The sequence below is a fragment of the Pseudomonas sp. MWU12-3103b genome, assembly GCF_023100615.1.
Lineage (GTDB): Bacteria > Pseudomonadota > Gammaproteobacteria > Pseudomonadales > Pseudomonadaceae > Aquipseudomonas > Aquipseudomonas putida_A.
In genome coordinates this window covers 294,300-313,450 of sequence record NZ_JALMEY010000005.1, presented here as the reverse complement: position 1 = coordinate 313,450, position 19,151 = coordinate 294,300, and the positions used below count along the sequence as shown (strand labels likewise).

17 protein-coding genes are annotated in these 19,151 nt (G+C 60.7%); 10 read left to right on the top strand and 7 right to left on the bottom strand.

Going from position 1 to position 19,151, the window contains the following annotated elements; genetic code table 11:
* Positions 1-11 precede the first annotated feature (11 nt).
* Positions 12-2,336 carry a penicillin-binding protein 1B gene (gene mrcB, locus M0808_RS11555; RefSeq protein ID WP_097089183.1) on the bottom strand — a complete coding sequence of 775 codons (2,325 nt, stop codon included), beginning with the start codon at positions 2,334-2,336 and terminating at the stop codon, positions 12-14.
* Positions 2,337-2,452: 116 nt separating this feature from the next.
* Between mrcB and M0808_RS11550 the strand changes: the two genes are divergently transcribed.
* From M0808_RS11550 to M0808_RS11535, 4 genes are all read left to right on the top strand, one after another.
* The gene (locus M0808_RS11550) at positions 2,453-4,009 is read left to right on the top strand and encodes a bifunctional aminoglycoside phosphotransferase/ATP-binding protein (protein WP_135296569.1); all 1,557 of its coding nucleotides are present in this window, start codon (positions 2,453-2,455) and stop codon (positions 4,007-4,009) included.
* 91 nt (positions 4,010-4,100) lie between these two features.
* Positions 4,101-4,445 carry a pentapeptide repeat-containing protein gene (locus M0808_RS11545; protein ID WP_003228227.1) on the top strand — a complete coding sequence of 115 codons (345 nt, stop codon included), beginning with the start codon at positions 4,101-4,103 and terminating at the stop codon, positions 4,443-4,445.
* A gap of 287 nt (positions 4,446-4,732) precedes the next feature.
* Complete coding sequence (locus M0808_RS11540; protein WP_003228231.1) at positions 4,733-5,005, top strand: TfoX/Sxy family protein; 273 nt, start codon at positions 4,733-4,735, stop codon at positions 5,003-5,005.
* Positions 5,006-5,021: 16 nt separating this feature from the next.
* Positions 5,022-5,822, top strand: coding sequence for a cyclic nucleotide-binding domain-containing protein (locus M0808_RS11535; protein ID WP_247841145.1), 801 nt, complete (start codon positions 5,022-5,024; stop codon positions 5,820-5,822).
* A gap of 226 nt (positions 5,823-6,048) precedes the next feature.
* Here the strand turns inward: M0808_RS11535 and M0808_RS11530 are convergent, their stop codons facing one another.
* Genes M0808_RS11530 through M0808_RS11515 form a run of 4 tightly spaced genes read right to left on the bottom strand, consistent with a single transcriptional unit; the run spans position 6,049 to position 9,594 of the window.
* Positions 6,049-6,900, bottom strand: a complete 852-nt coding sequence (locus M0808_RS11530) for a ChaN family lipoprotein (protein WP_247841143.1) — start codon at positions 6,898-6,900, stop codon at positions 6,049-6,051.
* 20 nt (positions 6,901-6,920) lie between these two features.
* On the bottom strand, positions 6,921-7,688 hold the full coding sequence (locus M0808_RS11525) for a heme ABC transporter ATP-binding protein (RefSeq protein WP_247841141.1): 768 nt from the start codon (positions 7,686-7,688) through the stop codon (positions 6,921-6,923).
* Positions 7,688-8,671, bottom strand: coding sequence for an iron ABC transporter permease (locus M0808_RS11520; RefSeq protein WP_247841152.1), 984 nt, complete (start codon positions 8,669-8,671; stop codon positions 7,688-7,690). The genes M0808_RS11525 and M0808_RS11520 overlap by 1 nt, the downstream gene beginning before the upstream one ends.
* 50 nt (positions 8,672-8,721) lie before the next feature.
* The gene (locus M0808_RS11515; RefSeq protein ID WP_247841139.1) at positions 8,722-9,594 is read right to left on the bottom strand and encodes an ABC transporter substrate-binding protein; all 873 of its coding nucleotides are present in this window, start codon (positions 9,592-9,594) and stop codon (positions 8,722-8,724) included.
* 162 nt (positions 9,595-9,756) lie between these two features.
* Between M0808_RS11515 and M0808_RS11510 the strand changes: the two genes are divergently transcribed.
* Complete coding sequence (locus tag M0808_RS11510; RefSeq protein ID WP_027614091.1) at positions 9,757-10,074, top strand: Rieske (2Fe-2S) protein; 318 nt, start codon at positions 9,757-9,759, stop codon at positions 10,072-10,074.
* On the opposite strand, the gene sfsA is transcribed toward M0808_RS11510, so the two are convergent.
* Both sfsA and M0808_RS11500 read right to left on the bottom strand, forming a co-directional pair.
* Positions 10,071-10,784 (bottom strand): DNA/RNA nuclease SfsA, encoded by a 714-nt coding sequence (gene sfsA / locus M0808_RS11505; RefSeq protein WP_135296575.1) that lies wholly within the window; start codon positions 10,782-10,784, stop codon positions 10,071-10,073. The two genes, M0808_RS11510 and sfsA, sit on opposite strands and share 4 nt — an antisense overlap.
* On the bottom strand, positions 10,784-11,956 hold the full coding sequence (locus M0808_RS11500) for a pyridoxal phosphate-dependent aminotransferase (RefSeq protein ID WP_135296576.1): 1,173 nt from the start codon (positions 11,954-11,956) through the stop codon (positions 10,784-10,786). Before M0808_RS11500 ends, sfsA begins: the two co-directional genes overlap by 1 nt.
* Before the next feature lie 334 nt (positions 11,957-12,290).
* Between M0808_RS11500 and dksA the strand changes: the two genes are divergently transcribed.
* From dksA to M0808_RS11475, 5 genes are all read left to right on the top strand, one after another.
* Positions 12,291-12,734, top strand: coding sequence for an RNA polymerase-binding protein DksA (dksA, locus tag M0808_RS11495; protein WP_007909922.1), 444 nt, complete (start codon positions 12,291-12,293; stop codon positions 12,732-12,734).
* A 339-nt stretch (positions 12,735-13,073) separates the two neighbouring features.
* A complete protein-coding gene (gene gluQRS / locus M0808_RS11490) occupies positions 13,074-13,970 on the top strand; it encodes a tRNA glutamyl-Q(34) synthetase GluQRS (protein ID WP_247841137.1) in 897 nt (298 codons plus the stop codon).
* Positions 13,971-14,047: 77 nt separating this feature from the next.
* Positions 14,048-14,224 carry a hypothetical protein gene (locus tag M0808_RS11485; RefSeq protein WP_003176118.1) on the top strand — a complete coding sequence of 59 codons (177 nt, stop codon included), beginning with the start codon at positions 14,048-14,050 and terminating at the stop codon, positions 14,222-14,224.
* Positions 14,208-17,162 (top strand): sensor histidine kinase, encoded by a 2,955-nt coding sequence (locus tag M0808_RS11480; protein WP_027614096.1) that lies wholly within the window; start codon positions 14,208-14,210, stop codon positions 17,160-17,162. Before M0808_RS11485 ends, M0808_RS11480 begins: the two co-directional genes overlap by 17 nt.
* A gap of 22 nt (positions 17,163-17,184) precedes the next feature.
* Positions 17,185-18,621 (top strand): sigma-54 dependent transcriptional regulator, encoded by a 1,437-nt coding sequence (locus tag M0808_RS11475; RefSeq protein ID WP_247841135.1) that lies wholly within the window; start codon positions 17,185-17,187, stop codon positions 18,619-18,621.
* Positions 18,622-19,151: the final 530 nt, after the last annotated feature.

The following is a 19,151-nucleotide window of genomic DNA, read 5'->3' as shown; positions in this document are numbered from 1 at the left end:
ACCCTCTTTGCTTAATTCATCCAGCCCTTGACCCAATCCATCACCGACTCCGGGGAGGCAGGCGTTTCGCTTGCACACGCGGCGCCGGGTGGCGGTTCGCTGCCGCGAATATACGGCATCTGCACCGCCCCCGGACAGTTGGCATCGGAGCCTTGCCCGGTACGCGAATCGACCCACGCCTGCACAATGTTGTCCGGCTGTGGCATGTCCAGCGGCAGCGGATCGGCTTTGCGCATGAAACTGGTCCACACCTGCAGCGCACCGGTCGCCCCGGTGAACGGGGTCTTGCCGTTGTCGTCGCGCCCCAGCCAGACCACCGCCAGCAGATCCTGACTGAAACCGGCGAACCAGCTGTCACGCGAATCGTTACTGGTACCGGTCTTGCCGGCCAGCGTCAGGGTCTTGGGCAGCACGTTATAAACCGAGCTGCCGGTACCTTCACGCATCACACGCTGCATGGCGTTCTGGATCAGGTAGATGGACGCCGGATCGAAACGCTGCTCGATCTGGAACGGATAACGCTTGAGTGGTTCGCCATCGGCGGTCAGCACACTGCGAATCCCGCGCATCGGCGTATTGAAACCACCGTTGGCGAGGGTCTGATACATGGTCGCCACTTCGATCGGGGTCATGCCGCCAGCCCCGAGCAGCATCGACGGGAACGCCGGGAATTCCCGGGTCACGCCCAGACGCGCAAGGGTCTTGAGCACATTCGGCACACCGACTTCCAGACCCAGGCGCGAGGTCGACAGGTTGTACGAATGCGCCAGCCCTTGATAGAGGAAGACTGTGCCGTGGGAGCGACGGTCGTAGTTCTGTGGCTTCCACACCTGGCCGTCCGCGCCTTTGATCGACAGCGGATCATCCGAAAGCCAACTGGTCAGCGTGTAACGGCTCGGTTTTTCCAGTGCGGTCAGATACACCGCTGGCTTGACCAGGGAACCGATCGGCCGCACGGCGTCCAGCGCCCGGTTAAAACCGGCGTAACTGGCCTGACGACTACCGATCATCGCCTGCACTTCGCCGGTTTCCGGGTTGGTCACGACCATCGCCGCTTCCACGTCATCGGAGCCCTTGCGTCCAGCCAGGCGTTTAAAGGTGTCATTCACCGACGCTTCGGCCTTCATCTGCAGAATCGGGTCGAAACTGGTGAAGATCCGCAAGCCTTCTTCGGTCAAGTCCTCGTCGCGATAGTCTTCGCGCAACTGGCGTTTGACCAGATCGATAAAGCCCGGGAACGAGCTGTCGGCAAGCTTGCCGCGCGTGGTCACGCCCAAGGGCATTTTCTTCGCCGCTTCAACCTGTTCGGCAGTCGCCACGCCTTGCTGCTCAAGCACGTCGAGCACCAGGTTACGCCGCTCCAGCGCACGTTCCGGGTTGCGACGCGGGTTGTAGTAGGACGGCCCTTTGACCATGCCGACCAGCAACGCTACCTGATGCAGCTTCAGCTCGGACAATGGCTGACCGAAGAAGAACTGACTGGCCAGACCAAAGCCGTGCACCGCACGCTGACCGTCCTGCCCGACGAAGACTTCGTTGAGGTAGGCCTCAAGAATTTCCTTCTTGTCGTAGTGCAGCTCCAGCAGCATCGCCATCATCGCTTCGGTGAGCTTGCGGCTGAGGCTGCGCTCGTTGGTGAGGTAGAAGTTTTTCACCAACTGCTGGGTCAGCGTACTGCCGCCCTGGGTCATCTTGCCGCCAGAGGTATTGACCCAGATGGCCCGGGCAATCGATTTCGGCGACACGCCCCAGTGGCTGTAATAGTCGCGGTCTTCCACCGCTACCAGGGTTTCCAGCAGGTACGGTGGCACCTGATCGAGCTTGATCAGGATGCGGTCTTCAAGGTTTTTCGGGTAAATGCCGCCGATCATCAGCGGCTCAAGCCGCACCACGGACAATTTACCGCCATTGAGCCCCGAGAGTTCGGCCACATAGTCGCCGGAGAAGCGCACGCGCACCGGCTGGGCTTTTTCCAGGCCTTCATAGAACTGGAAGCCACGAGTGTTCAGATCAACGGTATTGCCGTTGACGGCAGCAGCACCGGGGCCATTGCTCACGGCTTCGCGGCGATAGCCCAAGGCATCGAGCTCGGTGAGGAAATCGTCCTTGCTGAGCTTTTGTCCGACGAACAGCTCAAGCGGACGCGCGTATACCTTGGCCGGGATGGTCCAGCGCTTGCCGGAGAACTTCTCCTGCACCACGGCATCGAGGTAAACGGCGAAGCCGGCCAGCACCACAAGGCCGACCAGACTGAGTTTAATGGCCCAGCTCAACCATGGGCTGAGGCCCTTGGAGACTGGTTTTTTCTTGGTACGGGGGGATCGAGTTCGAGTCATGGCGGCGGATTATACGCACTTTATTCATACTCAACAGGAGCGCTCCGAGGTTTGCGTCAGGCTGGCGAGCGGCCATAATGGCGACCTCGAATTTCCCAGTCTCTGAAGGATCGCCCGTGAGCCAGTCCCTGATCGCTGCCCTGCAAAACCCGGCCCTCTACCCGCACCCCGTCGAAGGGTTCCAGGTCATCGAAACCCATATCTCGTGGGTGATCCTCACCGGCCCGTTTGCTTATAAAGTGAAGAAGCCGGTGAATTTCGGCTTCCTCGACTTCACTGGCCTGGAGTCGCGCGCACATTTCTGCGCTGAAGAACTGCGTCTGAACCAACGTCTGACCGATGATTTGTATCTGGACGTGTTGCCGGTGACCGGCAGCGTCGAGGCGCCACAACTGGGTGGCGACGGCCCGGTGATCGAGTATGTGCTGAAGATGCGTCAATTCCCGCAGACCGGCCTGCTCAGCACCCTGCAAGCCAACGGTGAGTTGACCACCCAGCACATTGATGAAATGGCCGAGCAGATCGCCAAATTCCACCTCAGTGCGCCAAAAGTCCCGGCCGAACACGAGGCCGGGACCCCGGACAGCGTGATGGCCCCGGTGCGCCAGAACTTCGAGCAGATCCTGCCGTTCCTCAGCGACAAAAACGATCTGCTGCAACTCGAGGCCCTGCAAGCCTGGGCTGAGAGCAGCTTCGAACGCCTCAAACCACTGTTCGCCCAGCGCAAGGCCGAGGGTTTCACTCGCGAATGCCACGGTGACATCCACTTGGGCAACGCCACTGTCATCAATGGCAAAGTGGTGATCTTCGACTGCATCGAGTTCAACGAACCGTTCCGCTTCACTGACGTCTGGGCCGACACCGGTTTCCTGGCGATGGACCTGGAAGACCGTGGCCTGAAATCCCTGGCCCGCCGCTTCATCAGCCAATACCTGGAGCTGACCGGCGATTATCAAGGCCTGGAAGTGCTGAACTTCTATAAAGCCTACCGCGCACTGGTTCGCGCCAAAGTCGCGCTGTTCAGCATGCCGGCGGATGCCACACCAGTGCAGCGCGCCACCACCCTGCGCCAGTACCGCAACTACGCCAACCTGGCGGAAAGCTACAGCACCATTCCTTCGCGCTTCATGGCCATCACCCACGGCGTATCGGCTGTCGGCAAGAGCCACGTGGCGATGCGTCTGGTCGAAGCGCTGGGCGCGATTCGCCTGCGTTCCGACGTCGAGCGCAAGCGCCTGTTCGGCGAGCAGACAGTAGCTAACGACGTGCAGGCGGGGATTTACAGCGCCGATGCCAGCGCCGCCACTTATGCCCGCCTGCATGAGATTGCCGGAGTGATTCTGCACGCCGGTTTCCCGGTGGTGATCGATGCGACCTACCTTAAGCGCGAGCAACGCGACAACGCCGCTCAAGTGGCCGAGGCCACCGGCACGCCGTTCCTGATCCTCGACTGCAACGCACCGCAAGCCGTGATCGAAAGCTGGCTGGCGATTCGTCAGGCTGACAAGAAAGATCCTTCCGACGCCACGCTGGCGGTAATAGAGGCCCAGCAGGCCAGCCGCGAAGCGCTGACGCCAGAAGAAATTCTGCGCAGCAAACGCGTACAAACCAATGAAAGCGGGACCCTCGACACCGTAGTGGCGCAGATTCGTCAGCGCCTGCCAGGCCTGTAAGAAACTATTTCGGCCGTGAAGCCCTCGCTTGCTTCACGGCCGTCAAATAGTGGCACTATACTGGCGTCATAAAACCAACAGGTGATGTGACATGAGCCAGCCGAAACTTCTCGACACCCCGCTTTATGCCCTGCTGCACAAAGACGACATCGCAGGCTTCAACAAGGAACGCCCGAACGACGGCCCGATCGACATGGTCGGTGGCGACTTCCGTGGTCTCGATCTACGTGAACTGAACGCCGATGGCGTGGATTTCCGGGACGCCTACTTCCGTTCTGCCGATTTGCGTGGCATCGACTTCCGTAATGCATCACTCGAAGGCGCGAGCCTGGCCCATGCGCAGATTTCCGGCGCGTACTTCCCGCCGGAACTGAGTGCCGACGAGATCCTGATGTCGATGAATTTCGGCACCCGTCTGCGCTATCGCACTCGCTGAGCACCATCGGCAGCCCCTGACACAACACCCTCCCCTTGTAGGAGTGAGCCTGCTCGCGATAGCCGACTGACATTCAAAATGGATGTCGGCTGTTACGCCGCTATCGCGAGCAGGCTCACTCCTACAGTTGTATGCGTCACACTCCTTACTATTGCATTCGCCAGATCTCATCGCCTTTCTTAGAAGCGTTTGCGTCGAATCCGACCAAACAACCACGCTTTTCCTACTGATGGCTACACTCCTGAGAAGATCGCCCACGCACCATTCGGCCGTCGCAAGGAGGCTTGATGAATGATGAACTGCAACACCTGAAGAATCTTGGCAAGACGTCGGCGCAGTGGCTGCATGCCGTGGGCATCCACAGCGCCTCGGACTTGCGTCGCCTGGGGGCGGTGGACGCCTATCGGGCCGTGCGTACCCGCGGGTTTCGCGCATCAAAGGTGTTGTTGTACGCGATCGAAGGGGCGCTGATGGATGTGCACTGGAACGACATCCCGGCCGAACGCAAAGACGCCTTGAACAAGCAGCTCGAAGCCATTTCCTCGCGCCACAAGAACTGAACAGGCACTGACGGCCATGTATCTGCTCGGAGAACAATCGGCACCGGTCGATGCACTGATCAATCGTTTGCAGAGCTTGCCCGCGCGCTGGCTGGAAGGCCTTGCGCCGTGCGGGCCAGCCTTTGAGCCAGAAATCTCTGACGACCTGATGGAGCAGCTCCCACACGATCAGCTGTTTCTGCTGACAGAAGGCGTGATCCACGGCTATATCGGCGGTCGTGCGCTGTTTTACTCGCAGGAAGGCGATCTGATCGGTCTACAGCAAGGTGACGCCTGGGCCGATTGCCGACTGCGCAGCGACGGGCCATTGCGCTTGCTGCCCTATCGGCGAACCGATTTGTTCCAGCATTTGTACGCCGAGCCGGGCCGGGCCGAGCAATGGCTTGAGTATCTGCTGGGGCAGATGGCGCTGCTGGCACACGCGGTGGCCGAACTGAAGCCACGGGAGTTTCGCAGCACCAATGGCTTCAAACGGGTCGAGAGTGGTGAGGTGTTGATCCGGCAGGGCGATGCCGCTGATCACGTCTTCGTGATCATCGAGGGGCATGCCGAAGCGTTTGTTGATGGACACAAGGTCGGCGACGTACCCAAGGACGAGATTTTCGGCGCCATGGCGGTGTTCACCGGTGAACCGCGCAATGCCACTGTCATCGCTCGCGAGCCAAGCACGGTGATGCTGATTCCTGGCGAGCAGTTTCTGAGCATGACCCGCAACAATCCGAAGATTGCCCACAGCCTGATTGAGAGCATGGCCCGGCGTATTGGCCAGCTCAATCAGCAAATTACGCAACTGAATGCGATCAAGGCTGCGCGTTAAGCCCCCTGTTTCCGGGACATTCCGGCCATTTGCACGACTAAATCACGCGAATGGAAAAACAGTGGTTGACTCGCTAATGAGAATCGCTATGATTATCACAACTGGTCGCGAGATCAGTCGATATTCTGAAAAGCCCTTGGTTCGGACTCTCAGATTATCTCCTCATCAGGCTAATCACGGTTATTTGACCCGGTTTTTACCGGGTCTTTTTTTGCCTGTGGAAAAGTCATTGCCCGAACTGTTTGCGCATCTGCGCGCAGTAATCCTGCGCGGGCGTGGCCGGGGTGTACCAGACGTAATCGGCCATCGCCGCAGTCACCTCGGCGCCCTGCTCGGCCAGCATCAGCACTGTTGGCGCCCGGGCTGCGCCCAAATCCAGCACATGCAGCGGCACGCCAGCATCCTTGCGCGCATGCCAGGCACCCGCCAGCAGCAAGGCTGGCATCGGCGCGGCCAGCAAACGTTCGGCCATGCGTCGATCGCGCTGTTGCTGAACCGCGAGCATCGCCGGCATCTGTGATTTGGGCAGCAAGCCGCAATGTGAATCGCTGATCTGCTCAAACAGCCTGTCTTTCACCGAGGCCGCATTGCTGCGGACACCGTTCAGAGCTGGCGGCTGACGATAGACAGCGCGGATTTCACTGTCGTCCAGATTGGCCGCCAACAGCGGATAGGGTTGCGTGAGGGCAAACCGAACGATCGGTCCATAGAGAGTCCAGTCCCAGCCATCCTGCCAGGCCAGTGCGGCGGGAAGATCAGTAGGGGGCGCTGCTGCATGGCGAACCTGGTCAACGTTCGGCTGTTGCTTCGGCGTGAGCATTTCCAGCAGCAGACTGCCCTGAGGACGCTGCTCCCCAAGTGCCTGCAATAGCCACAACTGCGCGGCGTGGTGATCGGCGTTGTCATGCTGCTCGCCGATGATGAGCAGTTGCGACCCCGACAGACGCGTCAGCAGTTCCTGTGCCGTCAGTATCTGGCCGCTGTGCAGATCACGAATTTCGCCACTGATTGGCGGGGGCGGGGCAACATGCTGACACCCTGTAAGCAGCAACACCGCTAACAACCACATCCCGCGCATATCATCACCTCGATGAGAAATCAGCGGGCGATGATCAGCGGATGCCCACGCTCCGGGTGCGGCTGCACCAATACTTCGAGACCGAAAACGGCTTTGAGCGCGTCCGGTCGCAAGACCTGCTGCGGCGTACCCAGCGCCACCGGGCGCCCGCCTTCGAGCAGCAATACCCGATCACAATAGCGCGCCGCCAGATTCAGATCATGCAGGATGACCAGCACCGCCGCGCCACGATCGGCAAACTCGCGCACCGCCTGCAACGTGGTGTGTTGATGCAAGGGATCGAGCATCGAGGTCGGCTCATCCAGCAACAGCGTTTGCCCGGCCTGCCCCGGCCATAACTGCGCCAGCACCCGCGCCAGATGCACGCGCTGGCGCTCGCCACCCGACAACGCCAGATAACTGCGCCCGCTCAAATGCCCGGCATCCGCAGCGTCCAGCGCTGCCGCAATGATTTCGTCGTCGCGCACCCGACCGCTTTGATACGGCAATCGACCCATACCGACCACTTCTTCCACGCGAAAGGCAAAATCCAGCGTCGACACCTGCGGCAACACCGCCAGGCGCTGAGCGCGCTGCGTACCTGTCCAGTGACTCAGCGCCTTGTCGTCGAGCAACACCTCACCGTCACTGGCAGTCAGCTCACCGCACAAGGCACCGAGCAAGGTGCTTTTGCCGGCACCGTTCGGTCCGAGCACACCCAACACCTCACCGGGTTCAAGCTGCAGGGTGACGTCGCTGAGGACGGTCTTGCGCCCGCGACGGATGTGCAGATTGTGCGCACGCAGCATCAGGCACGACCTCGCAGCAACAGGTAGAGGAAGAACGGCGCGCCGATAAACGCCGTGACGATACCGATCGGCAACTCCGCCGGCGCCAGCGCCAACCGCGCCACCAGATCCGCCAGCAACAACAGGCTCGCACCCGCCAGTACCGACGCTGGCAGCAACACCCGGTGATCGGGCCCGGTCAATAAACGCACCAGATGCGGCACCACCAGCCCGACGAAACCGATCATCCCGGCTGCCGCTACCGCCGCGCCAACACCCAACGCCGTGCAGAACACCAATTCACGTTTGAGCCGTTCGACATCAATCCCCAGGTGCCCGGCTTCGGACTCCCCGAGCAACAACGCATTCAGCGCCTTGGCACGCCGCGGCAACCACAGCGCGACGCCAGAGCTGATAATCAGCAACGGCCACAAACGCGCGTAACTGGCGCCATTGAGGCTGCCCAGATTCCAGAAAGTCAGCGTACGCAAAGTCGCGTCATCCGCCAGATAGGTGAACAGACCCACCGCCGAGCTTGCCAATGCCGTCAGGGCGATCCCGGCCAGCAGCATGGTCGCGACATTGGTCTGGCCGTTGCGTCGCCCCAGTCGATAGACCAGCGCCGTCACCCCCAGCCCACCGAGAAATGCGCACGCCGACAACAGGTACGGCCCAAACCACTCTGGCAAACCGCCAAAAAACGAACCGCCGACGATCGCAATCGCCGCCCCGAGCGCCGCGCCGCTGGACACCCCGACCAACCCGGGATCGGCCAGCGGATTGCGAAACAATCCCTGCATCGCCACACCGGACAACGCCAGCACACCGCCGACAGCCAATCCAAGCAAGGTGCGCGGCAGACGGATCTGCCCGAGGATCAGCTCGGCCTGCTCCAGACCGTCCGGCGCCAACGGCACACCGACCATGCGCAATGCAGCGCGTAACGTATCGAACAGCGGCAGGCTCACCGGCCCCAGCGCCAACGACAGCCAGATGGCCAGCAAACACAGGAGCGTCAGGCCGATAAACAGGCTTCGTGGTTTGACCAGTACGGTCATTGGCCGCTCGCGGTCGGGTAGAAGCCGTCAGACAAATCCTTCAGTGCCGCCGGTAAACGCGGCCCGAGCCCGCCGACCAGCAGCGTCGGATCCAGCTCCAGCACCCGTCCGGCCTTGGCCGCGCGGCTTGAATTGAGAATGGGGTTTTCCTTGAACAATGCCGCTTTTGCCGCCTCACCGCTCAACGCGCGATCAGCAAACACCAGTACCTCAGGATCGAGCCCGGCCAGCGACTCCACGGAGAACGGCTTGTAACCGGTATGCGTCGCCAGGTTATGTCCGCCGGCCCGTTGCAGCAGCCAGTCGGCGGCAGTGTCCTTGCCGGCAATCAATGGCTTGCCGCCGGCATGCCCGATCAGCACCAGCACACCGGGCGCTTTATGTCTGGTCTGCAACTCGGCGACTCGGGCTTTCTGCGCGGCGAGCTGCTGTTGATAACTTTCCAGCAACTGCGCCGCCTGGGCTTGCGCGCCCAGCAACTGCCCCAGATGCGTGACGTTTTTTTCCAGGGTCGGCAGATCCGGCTGTGCCGAGAACAGTTCGACCCGCACCTTCGCGCTCTTCACCTGGGCGATGACCGGCGGCGGGCCCATTTCCTCGCTGCCGATGAGGATATCCGGGCGCAGACTGAGAATGCCTTCCGCCGAAAGGCTGCGTTGATAGCCGATGCTGGGCAGCTTCTTCAGCGATTGCGGATGCTGGCTGGTGGTGTCGACGCCCACCAGTTTGGATTCGCCGCCCAACACGCTCACCCACTCCGATAGCGCGCCACCGGCACTGACCCAACGTTGTGGCAAATCGGCAGCTGTCGCCTGAAGGCTGGCGAGCAGTCCGAAACACAGCACGGCAACGCGGGTAATCAGGCGCATACGCAGCTTTCCTTGAAAAGTTTTCCCGGGCAGCGAACCGGCGGGCCAAGTATCCTTGACGGCGGTTGCGCGCAGTGGGCGAAGGCGGCCATTTGATAATTGTTTGCATTTAAACGTCAAGCTCGGACATTTCCTGAAACGAGCTGACATTTGAGGATAGCCATGAAGTTTTTGTGCGCCGGCGCCGATCTCGCTGAGGCCGGCAGCCGCGGTTTCGACATCGACGGCAACAAACTGTTTGCCGTGCGCCGCAATGGTCAGGCCTATGTTTATCTCAACCGTTGCCCGCATCGCGGCGTCGGTCTGGAATGGCACCCCGACCAGTTTCTCGACCCGAGCAACAGCCTGATCCAGTGCGCCACCCACGGCGCACTGTTTCTGATCGAGGACGGCGAATGCGTCGCCGGGCCCTGCGCCGGGCAATCCCTGACCGCCATCCCCTGCCGCGAAGACGCACAGGGGCTGTGGATAGATGTTTAACCGCTGAGCAAAACGTCCAGCCGCCGGTCGATCACCATCTCTTCGTGGTTCAAGCGCACACCGTAGGCCAACACCTCGACCCCGCACGCCACCGCTTCACGCAGGGCATCCGCGTACGCCGAATCGATTTCTTCGGCCGGTCGCACCGCTTCAATCCCGCTGAGATTGACGCAATACAACTGCACCGCACGAATACCGTCACGGGCCAGATGCGCCAGCTCACGCAGATGCTTGGCGCCGCGCTGGGTAACTGCGTCGGGAAAGGCCGCGACATTCGTCCCGTCGAACCCCAAAGTGACACTCTTCACTTCCACATAAGCCGGCCCGCTCGGGTATTCAAGGCGGAAATCGATACGGCTTTTTTCCTGACCGTATGCCACTTCGCGTTTAAGCGCCGTGAAGCCGTTCAACTCGCTGATGACACCGGCCTGCAGCGCCTCTTCAACGAGGGCGTTGGCGCGGCCGGTGTTCACGCAGAACAGTCGACCCTGCGGTGTTTCCCCGATTTCCCAAGTGCCGGGCAGTTTGCGCTTCGGGTCGTTTGAGCGACTGAACCACACTTGCCCGCCTTCGACCTGGCAGTTGAGCATCGAGCCGGTGTTCGGGCAGTGCAGGGTCAACAACTCGCCATTGACCGTTTCAACGTCCGCCAGAAAACGTTTGTAGCGACGAATCAGCCGCGCCTCTTCCAGAGCCGGATAAAAGCGCATCAGCCTTGCCAGCTCTTCAAACCGCGAGCGATACGTTCCACCGCTTCCTGTAAGCGAGGGAGGTTTTGCGTGTAAGCAAAACGCACATGGTGACTGGCCTGATAACGCCCGAAGTCCAGCCCTGGAGTAAAGGCAACATGCTCGGTTTCTAGGAAATGTCGACAGAACGCGAAGGCATCACCGCCGAACTGACTGATATCTGCATACAAGTAGAACGCACCTTCAGGCTCGACGGCGATATTGAAACCCAATTCGCGCAACGCCGGCAGCAGGAAGTCGCGGCGGCGGCCAAATTCGGCGCGGCGCTCTTCGAGAATGCTGATGGTGTCCGGCTCGAAGCAGGCCAAAGCGGCGTACTGCGCCATGCTCGGGGCGCTGATGTAGAGGTTTTGTGCGAGTTTTTCCAGCTCACTGACGGCCGCATCCGGCGCCACCAGCCAGCCGAGCCGCCAACCGGTCATGCCGAAATATTTGGAGAAACTATTGAGGACAAAGGCACTGTCATCCACTTCCAGCACGCTGGCGGCATCGGTGCCATAAGTCAGGCCGTGGTAGATTTCGTCCACCACCAGATGCCCGTGCCGCGCCTTGATCGCGGTGGATAACCCGGCCAGTTCATCGCGGGTCAGGATGGTACCGGTGGGGTTGGCTGGCGATGCCACCAACGCACCAACGCTGTCGTGATCCCAATGCCGCGCCACCAGATCCGGGGTCAGTTGGTAACGCACCTCCGGCCCGACCGGCACCAGTTGCGCCGCGCCTTCGACCAGTCGCAGAAAGTGCCGGTTGCACGGGTAGCCCGGATCCGCCAGCAGCCAGTGTTTGCCCGGATCGACCAGCAAGGCACTGGCCAGCAATAGCGCACCGGAGCCACCCGGCGTGATCAGGATCCGCCGCGGATCAATGTTCAGGCCGTAACGCGATTGATAGAACCCGGAAATCGCCTCGCGCAGCTCGGGAATTCCGCGCGCGGCGGTGTAGCGGGTCTTGCCCGCCGTCAGCGCAGCCTGCCCGGCACGGATGATCGGCTCGGCCGTGGTGAAGTCCGGCTCGCCGATTTCCAGGTGGATCACGTCGTGACCTTCGGCCTGCAGTTCGTTGGCCCGCGCCAGCAGCGCCATCACATGGAACGGTTCGATCGCACGACTGCGCGCACTGTAAGGCTGAGCCATTGGTTTTCCTTCGACGGGGAAAAAGAGACGATTCTACCCATCTGCCGGAACGAGCGAGAACCCATCGCGGTCACAGCCTCAAGAACGCTGGACTGTAACGATATGAGCGTACGCTCCAGGATTGACTAAAATCAGTGATTGAACAGGCTTTCAACAGCGCCAGACACGGCTTGCCAAACATCTGCAAGCGCCACCCGCCGGGGCCTCGACATCCGGGAGTAGCGCAGGCCGAATTGATCTGGTAAGTTCGCCCGCTTGCAGCCGCAGGGCCGGCAGGTGTCGGTGATGGAGCAATCCTGCGCAATGGATTACAAGAGTAGAGGCGGTCCATTTCATGCCCACCCAAGCAAAGCAACAGCAGCAAACGGCGATCAGTGGCTTCGAACCCTATGTTCAGGCCAAAGACGAAGAGTACATGGGCAAGCCCATGCGCGCGCACTTCACCAAGATCCTGACCAAGTGGAAACTGGACTTGATGCAAGAAGTCGACCGCACTGTTGATCACATGAAGGACGAAGCAGCCAACTTCCCCGACCCGGCCGACCGTGCCAGTCAGGAAGAAGAGTTCGCCCTCGAACTGCGCGCCCGTGATCGCGAGCGCAAGCTGATCAAGAAGATCGACAAGACACTGCAGTTGATCGAAGACGGTGAATACGGTTGGTGCGATTCCTGCGGCATCGAGATCGGCGTCAAGCGCCTCGAAGCCCGTCCTACCGCCGACATGTGCGTCGACTGCAAGAACCTCGCTGAAATCAAGGAAAAGCAGGTCGGCAAGTAATCTCGACCTGAACGAAAAACGGAGCGTGCGAACGCTCCGTTTTTGTTTCTGCCTTTTGCCTTTGCCCTTTTGCCTTGCTTTTGTGGGAGGGGGCTTGCTCCCGAATGCGGCCGGCCATTCAACATCCAGGTTGTCTGAACTGACGCTTTCGCGAGCAAGCCCGCTCCCACAGGGGTAATGTTTCTACCTTTTGCCCTGTTTGCGCTTTTGGTGGGAGGGGGCTTGCTCCCGAATTCGGTGTGTCATTCAACATCAAAGATGTCTGAGCCGACGCTTTCGCGAGCAAGGCCGCTCCCACAGGGGTAATCTGCGCGAATCCTGAAAAGTTATATTGTCCACATGACTGCCAAAACCGCCCCCGCCTACATCGGCCGCTTCGCCCCCACCCCCAGTGGCCACCTGCACTTCGGCTCGCTGGTTGCCGCCCTCGCCTCTTACCTCGACGCGCGCGCGGTCGGCGGGCGCTGGCTGGTGCGCATGGAAGATCTCGATCCGCCCCGGGAGGAGCCCGGCGCGCAGGCGGCGATTCTCAAGGCGCTGGAAAGCTACGGTTTCGAATGGGACGGCGAATTGGTGCGCCAGAGTGACCGGCACGACGCCTACGCCGAAGTCCTCAACAGTCTGTTCAATCACGGCCTGGCCTACGCCTGCACCTGTTCGCGCAAGCAACTGGAGCCGTATCACGGCATTTACCCGGGCCTGTGCCGCAATGCCGGGCATGAGCAGCAAGACGCGGCGATCCGCCTGCGCGTGCCGGAACTGGAATACCACTTCATCGACCGCGTGCAGGGCGAGTTCCGCCAGCATCTGGGGCGCGACGTCGGCGATTTCGTGATTCGCCGCCGCGACGGCCTCTACGCCTATCAACTGGCCGTGGTGCTGGATGACGCCTGGCAAGGCATCACCGACATCGTGCGCGGCGCCGACCTGCTCGACTCCACGCCGCGCCAGCTCTACCTGCAAGAACTGTTGGGCCTGCGTCAGCCGCGCTATCTGCACCTGCCTTTGATCACGCAGCCGGACGGCAACAAGCTCGGCAAATCCTACCGTTCGCCGCCGCTTGAGGCGGATCAGGCCACTCCTTTGCTGCTGCGGGCCCTGCGAGCGCTGGGACAAAACCCCGGTGCCGAACTGGCCCATGCCACACCCGAGGAATTGCTCAAATGGGGCGCAGCCCACTGGGATGCGACAAAGATCCCGCGCACACTGACCCTGCCCGAAGCGCAACTGCAATGACGACACTTGCAGTGGCGCGCCCATCCGTTACCATCGCCGCACGTTTTCGGGCACGCGCATAAAAAAGAGAGGCCGGGATGTACATCTATCGCTTGGTCCTGCTTCTGGTCGTGGGAATCTATCTGTTTTCGCCAGCCATCATGGATTGGTGGATCGACGCCACGGGCGCCTGGTATCGGCCGTATCTGCTCTGGTTGATCCTGATTGTCGTGACCTTCATCCTGCAGAGCCAAAAAGATGCCGATGAGCTTTAGCCTGACCCAGATGATCCTGGTCAGCGCCGCGTACCTGACGGTGCTGTTCGGCGTCGCCTGGATCAGCGAACGGGGCATGATCCCGCGAGCGATCATTCGCCACCCGCTGACCTACACCCTGTCGCTGGGGGTCTACGCCAGTGCGTGGGCGTTTTACGGCACCGTGGGCCTGGCCTATCAGTACGGCTACGGCTTTCTCTCCAGTTACCTCGGGGTGTCCGGCGCGTTTCTGCTGGCGCCGGTGCTGCTGTATCCGATCCTGAAAATCACCCGCACCTATCAACTGTCGTCGCTGGCGGATCTGTTCGCCTTCCGCTTCCGCAGTACCTGGGCCGGCGCACTGACCACGATCTTCATGCTGATCGGCGTACTGCCGCTGCTGGCGTTGCAGATTCAGGCGGTGGCCGACTCCATCGGCATCCTCACCGGCGAGCCGATCCAGAGCCGCGTCGCGCTGGCGTTCTGTGCGCTGATCATTCTGTTCACGATCTTCTTCGGCTCCCGGCATATCGCCACCCGCGAGAAACACGAAGGGCTGGTGTTCGCGATTGCCTTCGAATCGGTGATCAAACTGATAGCCCTCGGCGGCGTCGGCCTCTATGCGCTGTACGGCGTGTTCGACGGCCCGCAACAGCTTGAACTGTGGCTGCTGCAAAACCAGACCGCCCTCGCCGCGTTGCACACGCCGCTGCAGGAAGGGCCGTGGCGCACGCTGTTGCTGGTGTTTTTCGCCTCGGCGATCGTGATGCCGCACATGTACCACATGACCTTCACCGAAAACCTCAACCCGCGCTCGCTGGTCAGTGCCAGTTGGGGCCTGCCGCTGTTCCTGTTGCTGATGAGTCTGGCGGTGCCGTTGATTCTCTGGGCCGGCCTGAAGCTCGGCGCCACCACCGATCCGGAATACTTCACCCTCGGCATCGGCATTGCCGCCAACAGCAAACCGCTGGCCTTGCTGGCGTACGTCGGCGGATTGTCAGCGGCCAGTGGCTTGATCATTGTCACCACCCTGGCACTGTCGGGCATGGCGCTAAACCATCTGGTGCTGCCGCTCTATCAGCCGCCGGCCGAAGGCAATATCTATCGCTGGCTGAAGTGGACCCGCCGGGCGCTGATCGTTGCGATCATCATGGCCGGTTTCTGCTTTTACCTGATGCTCGGCGCCGGACAGGACCTAGCCAACCTCGGCATCGTCGCCTTCGTTGCAACCTTGCAATTCCTGCCCGGCGTGCTCTCGGTGCTGTACTGGCCGACCGCCAACCGTCGCGGCTTTATCGCCGGCTTGCTGGCGGGGATACTGGTGTGGGTGGTGACCATGCTGTTGCCGCTGGTCGGCAACCTGCAGGGTTTCTACATTCCACTGCTGAACATGATCTACGTGCTGGACGACACCAGCTGGCACATGGCGGCGATCGCCTCGCTGGCGGCCAACGTGCTGATGTTCACCCTGATCTCTCTGTTCACCAACGCCAGCCCTGAAGAAGCCAGCGCCGCCGAAGCCTGCGCGGTGGATAACGTGCGCCGTCCGCAACGTCGTGAACTGCACGCCGCCTCGCCCCAGGAGTTCGCCACGCAACTGGCCAAACCGCTAGGCGCCAAGGCGGCGCAGAAAGAAGTCGAGCAGGCCCTGCGCGACCTCTATCTGCCGTTCGACGAACGCCGTCCTTATGCCTTGCGCCGCTTGCGCGACCGCATCGAAGCCAACCTCTCCGGCCTGATGGGCCCGAGCGTGGCGCAGGACATGGTCGAAACCTTCCTGCCGTACAAGGCTGGCGGCGAGAACTACGTAACCGAAGACATCCACTTCATTGAAAGCCGCCTCGAGGACTACCACTCGCGCCTCACCGGGCTGGCCGCTGAGCTCGACGCCTTGCGCCGCTACCACCGCCAGACCTTGCAGGAATTGCCCATGGGCGTCTGCTCGCTGGCCAAGGATCAAGAGATCCTGATGTGGAACAAGGCCATGGAAGAACTCACCGGCATCGCCGCGCAACGGGTGGTGGGTTCGCGCCTGAGCACCATCGCCAATCCGTGGAAGCAATTGCTGCAAGGCTTCATCAACCTGCCCGATGAACATTTGCACAAGCAGCACCTGGCCCTCGACGGCCAGACCCGCTGGCTCAATCTGCACAAAGCGGCGATCGATGAACCGTTGGCACCGGGCAACAGCGGCCTGGTGCTGCTGGTGGAAGACCTGACCGAAACGCAGATGCTCGAAGACAAACTGGTGCACTCAGAACGTCTGGCGAGCATCGGTCGACTGGCGGCAGGTGTGGCTCATGAAATCGGCAACCCGATCACCGGCATCGCCTGTCTGGCGCAGAACCTGCGCGAAGAGCGTGAAGAAGATGGCGAACTGACGGAAATCAGCGGGCAGATTCTCGAACAGACCAAGCGCGTGTCGCGCATTGTGCAGTCGCTAATGAGCTTCGCCCACGCCGGCAGCCACCAGCACAGCGACGAACCCGTCTGTCTGGCCGAAGTCGCGCAGGATGCAATTGGCCTGCTGGCGCTGAACCGGCGCAACTTCGAAGTGCAGTTCTACAACCTGTGCGACCCCGATCACTGGGTCGAAGGCGATCCGCAGCGGCTCGCCCAGGTGCTGATCAATCTGCTCTCCAATGCCCGCGACGCCTCGCCGCCGCACAGTGCCGTACGGGTCAAGAGTGAAGCCGGCGAACACACGGTCGATCTGATCGTCGAAGACGAAGGCAGTGGTATTCCGCAGAACATCATGGACCGATTGTTCGAACCTTTCTTCACCACCAAGGATCCGGGTGAAGGTACCGGTCTGGGCCTTGCACTGGTCTATTCCATCGTTGAAGAGCATTATGGACAAATCACCATCGACAGCCCGGCTGATGTACAAAGCCAGCGCGGCACCCGTATCCGGGTGACCTTACCGCGTCATGTCGAAGCGACGTCCGCTGTGAACTGAGACCGTCGAGAGTATCGAATCAATGCCGCACATTTTGATCGTCGAAGACGAAACCATTATCCGCTCCGCCTTGCGCCGCCTGCTGGAACGTAACCAGTATCAGGTCAGCGAAGCCGGTTCTGTGCAGGAAGCACAAGAACGCTTCAGTATTCCCACATTCGATCTGATCGTCAGCGACCTGCGCCTGCCTGGCGCCCCCGGCACAGAGCTGATCAAGCTTGGCCAGGGCAAACCGGTGCTGATCATGACCAGCTACGCCAGCCTGCGCTCGGCGGTCGACTCGATGAAGATGGGCGCGGTGGACTACATCGCCAAGCCTTTCGATCACGATGAAATGCTCCAGGCCGTCGCGCGGATCCTGCGTGACCACCAGTCGGCGCCTGCCGCCGGCGAAGCCGTTGTCGGCAAACCGGCCAGTGGCAGCGGCAAGTCCGCCGTCGATAACAGCAACGGTGAAATCGGCATCATCGGTTCGTGCCCGCCGATGCAGGATCTGTACAGCAAGATCCGCAAGGTCGCGCCAACTGATTCCAATGTCCTGATCCAGGGCGAGTCCGGCACCGGTAAAGAGCTGGTGGCCCGCGCCCTGCATAACCTGTCCAAGCGTGCCAAGGCACCGATGATTTCGGTGAACTGCGCAGCCATCCCGGAAAGCCTGATCGAGTCCGAACTGTTCGGCCACGAAAAAGGCGCGTTCACTGGCGCCAGCGCCGGTCGCGCCGGTCTGGTGGAAGCGGCGGACGGCGGCACGCTGTTCCTCGACGAGATCGGCGAACTGCCACTGGAAGCCCAGGCCCGCCTGCTGCGCGTGCTGCAGGAAGGCGAGATTCGCCGTGTGGGTTCGGTGCAGTCGCAAAAAGTCGATGTGCGCTTGATCGCCGCGACCCACCGCGACCTCAAGAGCCTGGCGAAAATCGGCCAGTTCCGCGAAGACCTGTATTACCGCCTGCACGTGATTGCCCTGAAATTGCCGGCCCTGCGTGAACGTGGCGCCGACGTCAACGAAATCGCCACCGCGTTCCTCGCTCGCCAGAGTGCGCGCATCAACCGTACCGACCTGAAATTTGCCGCCGATGCCGAACAGGCCATCCGGCACTATTCCTGGCCGGGTAACGTGCGCGAGCTGGAAAACGCAGTCGAGCGCGCAGTGATCCTGAGCGAAAGCCCGGAAATCTCTGCCGACCTGCTGGGCATCGACATCGAGTTGAGCGATCTGGAAGACGACGAGTTCATCGGCTTGCCTGCGCAAACCGCAGGTAACACCAGCAACAGCAGCCATGAGCCGACGGAAGACCTGTCGCTGGAAGATTACTTCCAGCACTTCGTTCTTGAGCATCAGGACCACATGACCGAGACCGAACTGGCGCGCAAACTGGGCGTCAGCCGCAAGTGCCTGTGGGAACGCCGTCAGCGCCTGGGCATTCCACGGCGCAAGACCGGGGTCACCAGCGAGAGCTGAACGTTACCTGTCGAGTGTGCGGGTAACGCTTGAGGATGTGAAAAAACTGTTACCTCAGTCCTTTCACGTAACAGAAGCCGGGGTTATCGGTAACGAAACCCCGGCTTTTTTTCGCCCCGAGAAAACCGTTATATCGACCTAACCCCTTGTTTTATTGGGCTTCGCAAAAGTTGGCACGGCACCTGCTATATGTTTGGTACAAGAACAATAACAAGCAATGCACAAGACAATAAAAATAAGACGAATCGACTCACGCACAATAAAAACAAGACGGCGAGAGGCGCAGCTAACTGATTCTTTTGGAGAGGCGTTGTATTTGGGGCTAGCCCCACGACCAGGCCGAGAACAACAAAAACTGTCCTAAGACAGAGCCTGTACTGGTTGGATCGCAAGATCACTGCAACACAGCGACCAAAGCAATCCGTTTGCTCTTGGCTCCCGATTGGGAGGGTCATGAAGGAAAAGCTTCATGGCGAGGGCACTCAACAAAAACAAGAAGCCCGAATCAATAATAAAAAGAGCACGCAACT

Bases quoted from the DNA above. Each gene is read 5' to 3' on its own strand.
- M0808_RS11515 (WP_247841139.1), bottom strand. From the start codon at position 9,594: ATGCGCCTGATTACCCGCGTTGCCGTGCTGTGTTTCGGACTGCTCGCC.
- M0808_RS11525 (WP_247841141.1), bottom strand. From the start codon at position 7,688: ATGCTGCGTGCGCACAATCTGCACATCCGTCGCGGGCGCAAGACCGTC.
- M0808_RS11480 (WP_027614096.1), top strand. From the start codon at position 14,208: ATGCCGATGAGCTTTAGCCTGACCCAGATGATCCTGGTCAGCGCCGCG.
- gluQRS (WP_247841137.1), top strand. From the start codon at position 13,074: ATGACTGCCAAAACCGCCCCCGCCTACATCGGCCGCTTCGCCCCCACC.
- M0808_RS11535 (WP_247841145.1), top strand. From the start codon at position 5,022: ATGTATCTGCTCGGAGAACAATCGGCACCGGTCGATGCACTGATCAAT.
- M0808_RS11510 (WP_027614091.1), top strand. From the start codon at position 9,757: ATGAAGTTTTTGTGCGCCGGCGCCGATCTCGCTGAGGCCGGCAGCCGC.
- dksA (WP_007909922.1), top strand. From the start codon at position 12,291: ATGCCCACCCAAGCAAAGCAACAGCAGCAAACGGCGATCAGTGGCTTC.
- M0808_RS11545 (WP_003228227.1), top strand. From the start codon at position 4,101: ATGAGCCAGCCGAAACTTCTCGACACCCCGCTTTATGCCCTGCTGCAC.
- M0808_RS11485 (WP_003176118.1), top strand. From the start codon at position 14,048: ATGTACATCTATCGCTTGGTCCTGCTTCTGGTCGTGGGAATCTATCTG.
- mrcB (WP_097089183.1), bottom strand. From the start codon at position 2,336: ATGACTCGAACTCGATCCCCCCGTACCAAGAAAAAACCAGTCTCCAAG.
- M0808_RS11530 (WP_247841143.1), bottom strand. From the start codon at position 6,900: ATGCGCGGGATGTGGTTGTTAGCGGTGTTGCTGCTTACAGGGTGTCAG.
- M0808_RS11475 (WP_247841135.1), top strand. From the start codon at position 17,185: ATGCCGCACATTTTGATCGTCGAAGACGAAACCATTATCCGCTCCGCC.
- sfsA (WP_135296575.1), bottom strand. From the start codon at position 10,784: ATGCGCTTTTATCCGGCTCTGGAAGAGGCGCGGCTGATTCGTCGCTAC.
- M0808_RS11500 (WP_135296576.1), bottom strand. From the start codon at position 11,956: ATGGCTCAGCCTTACAGTGCGCGCAGTCGTGCGATCGAACCGTTCCAT.
- M0808_RS11540 (WP_003228231.1), top strand. From the start codon at position 4,733: ATGAATGATGAACTGCAACACCTGAAGAATCTTGGCAAGACGTCGGCG.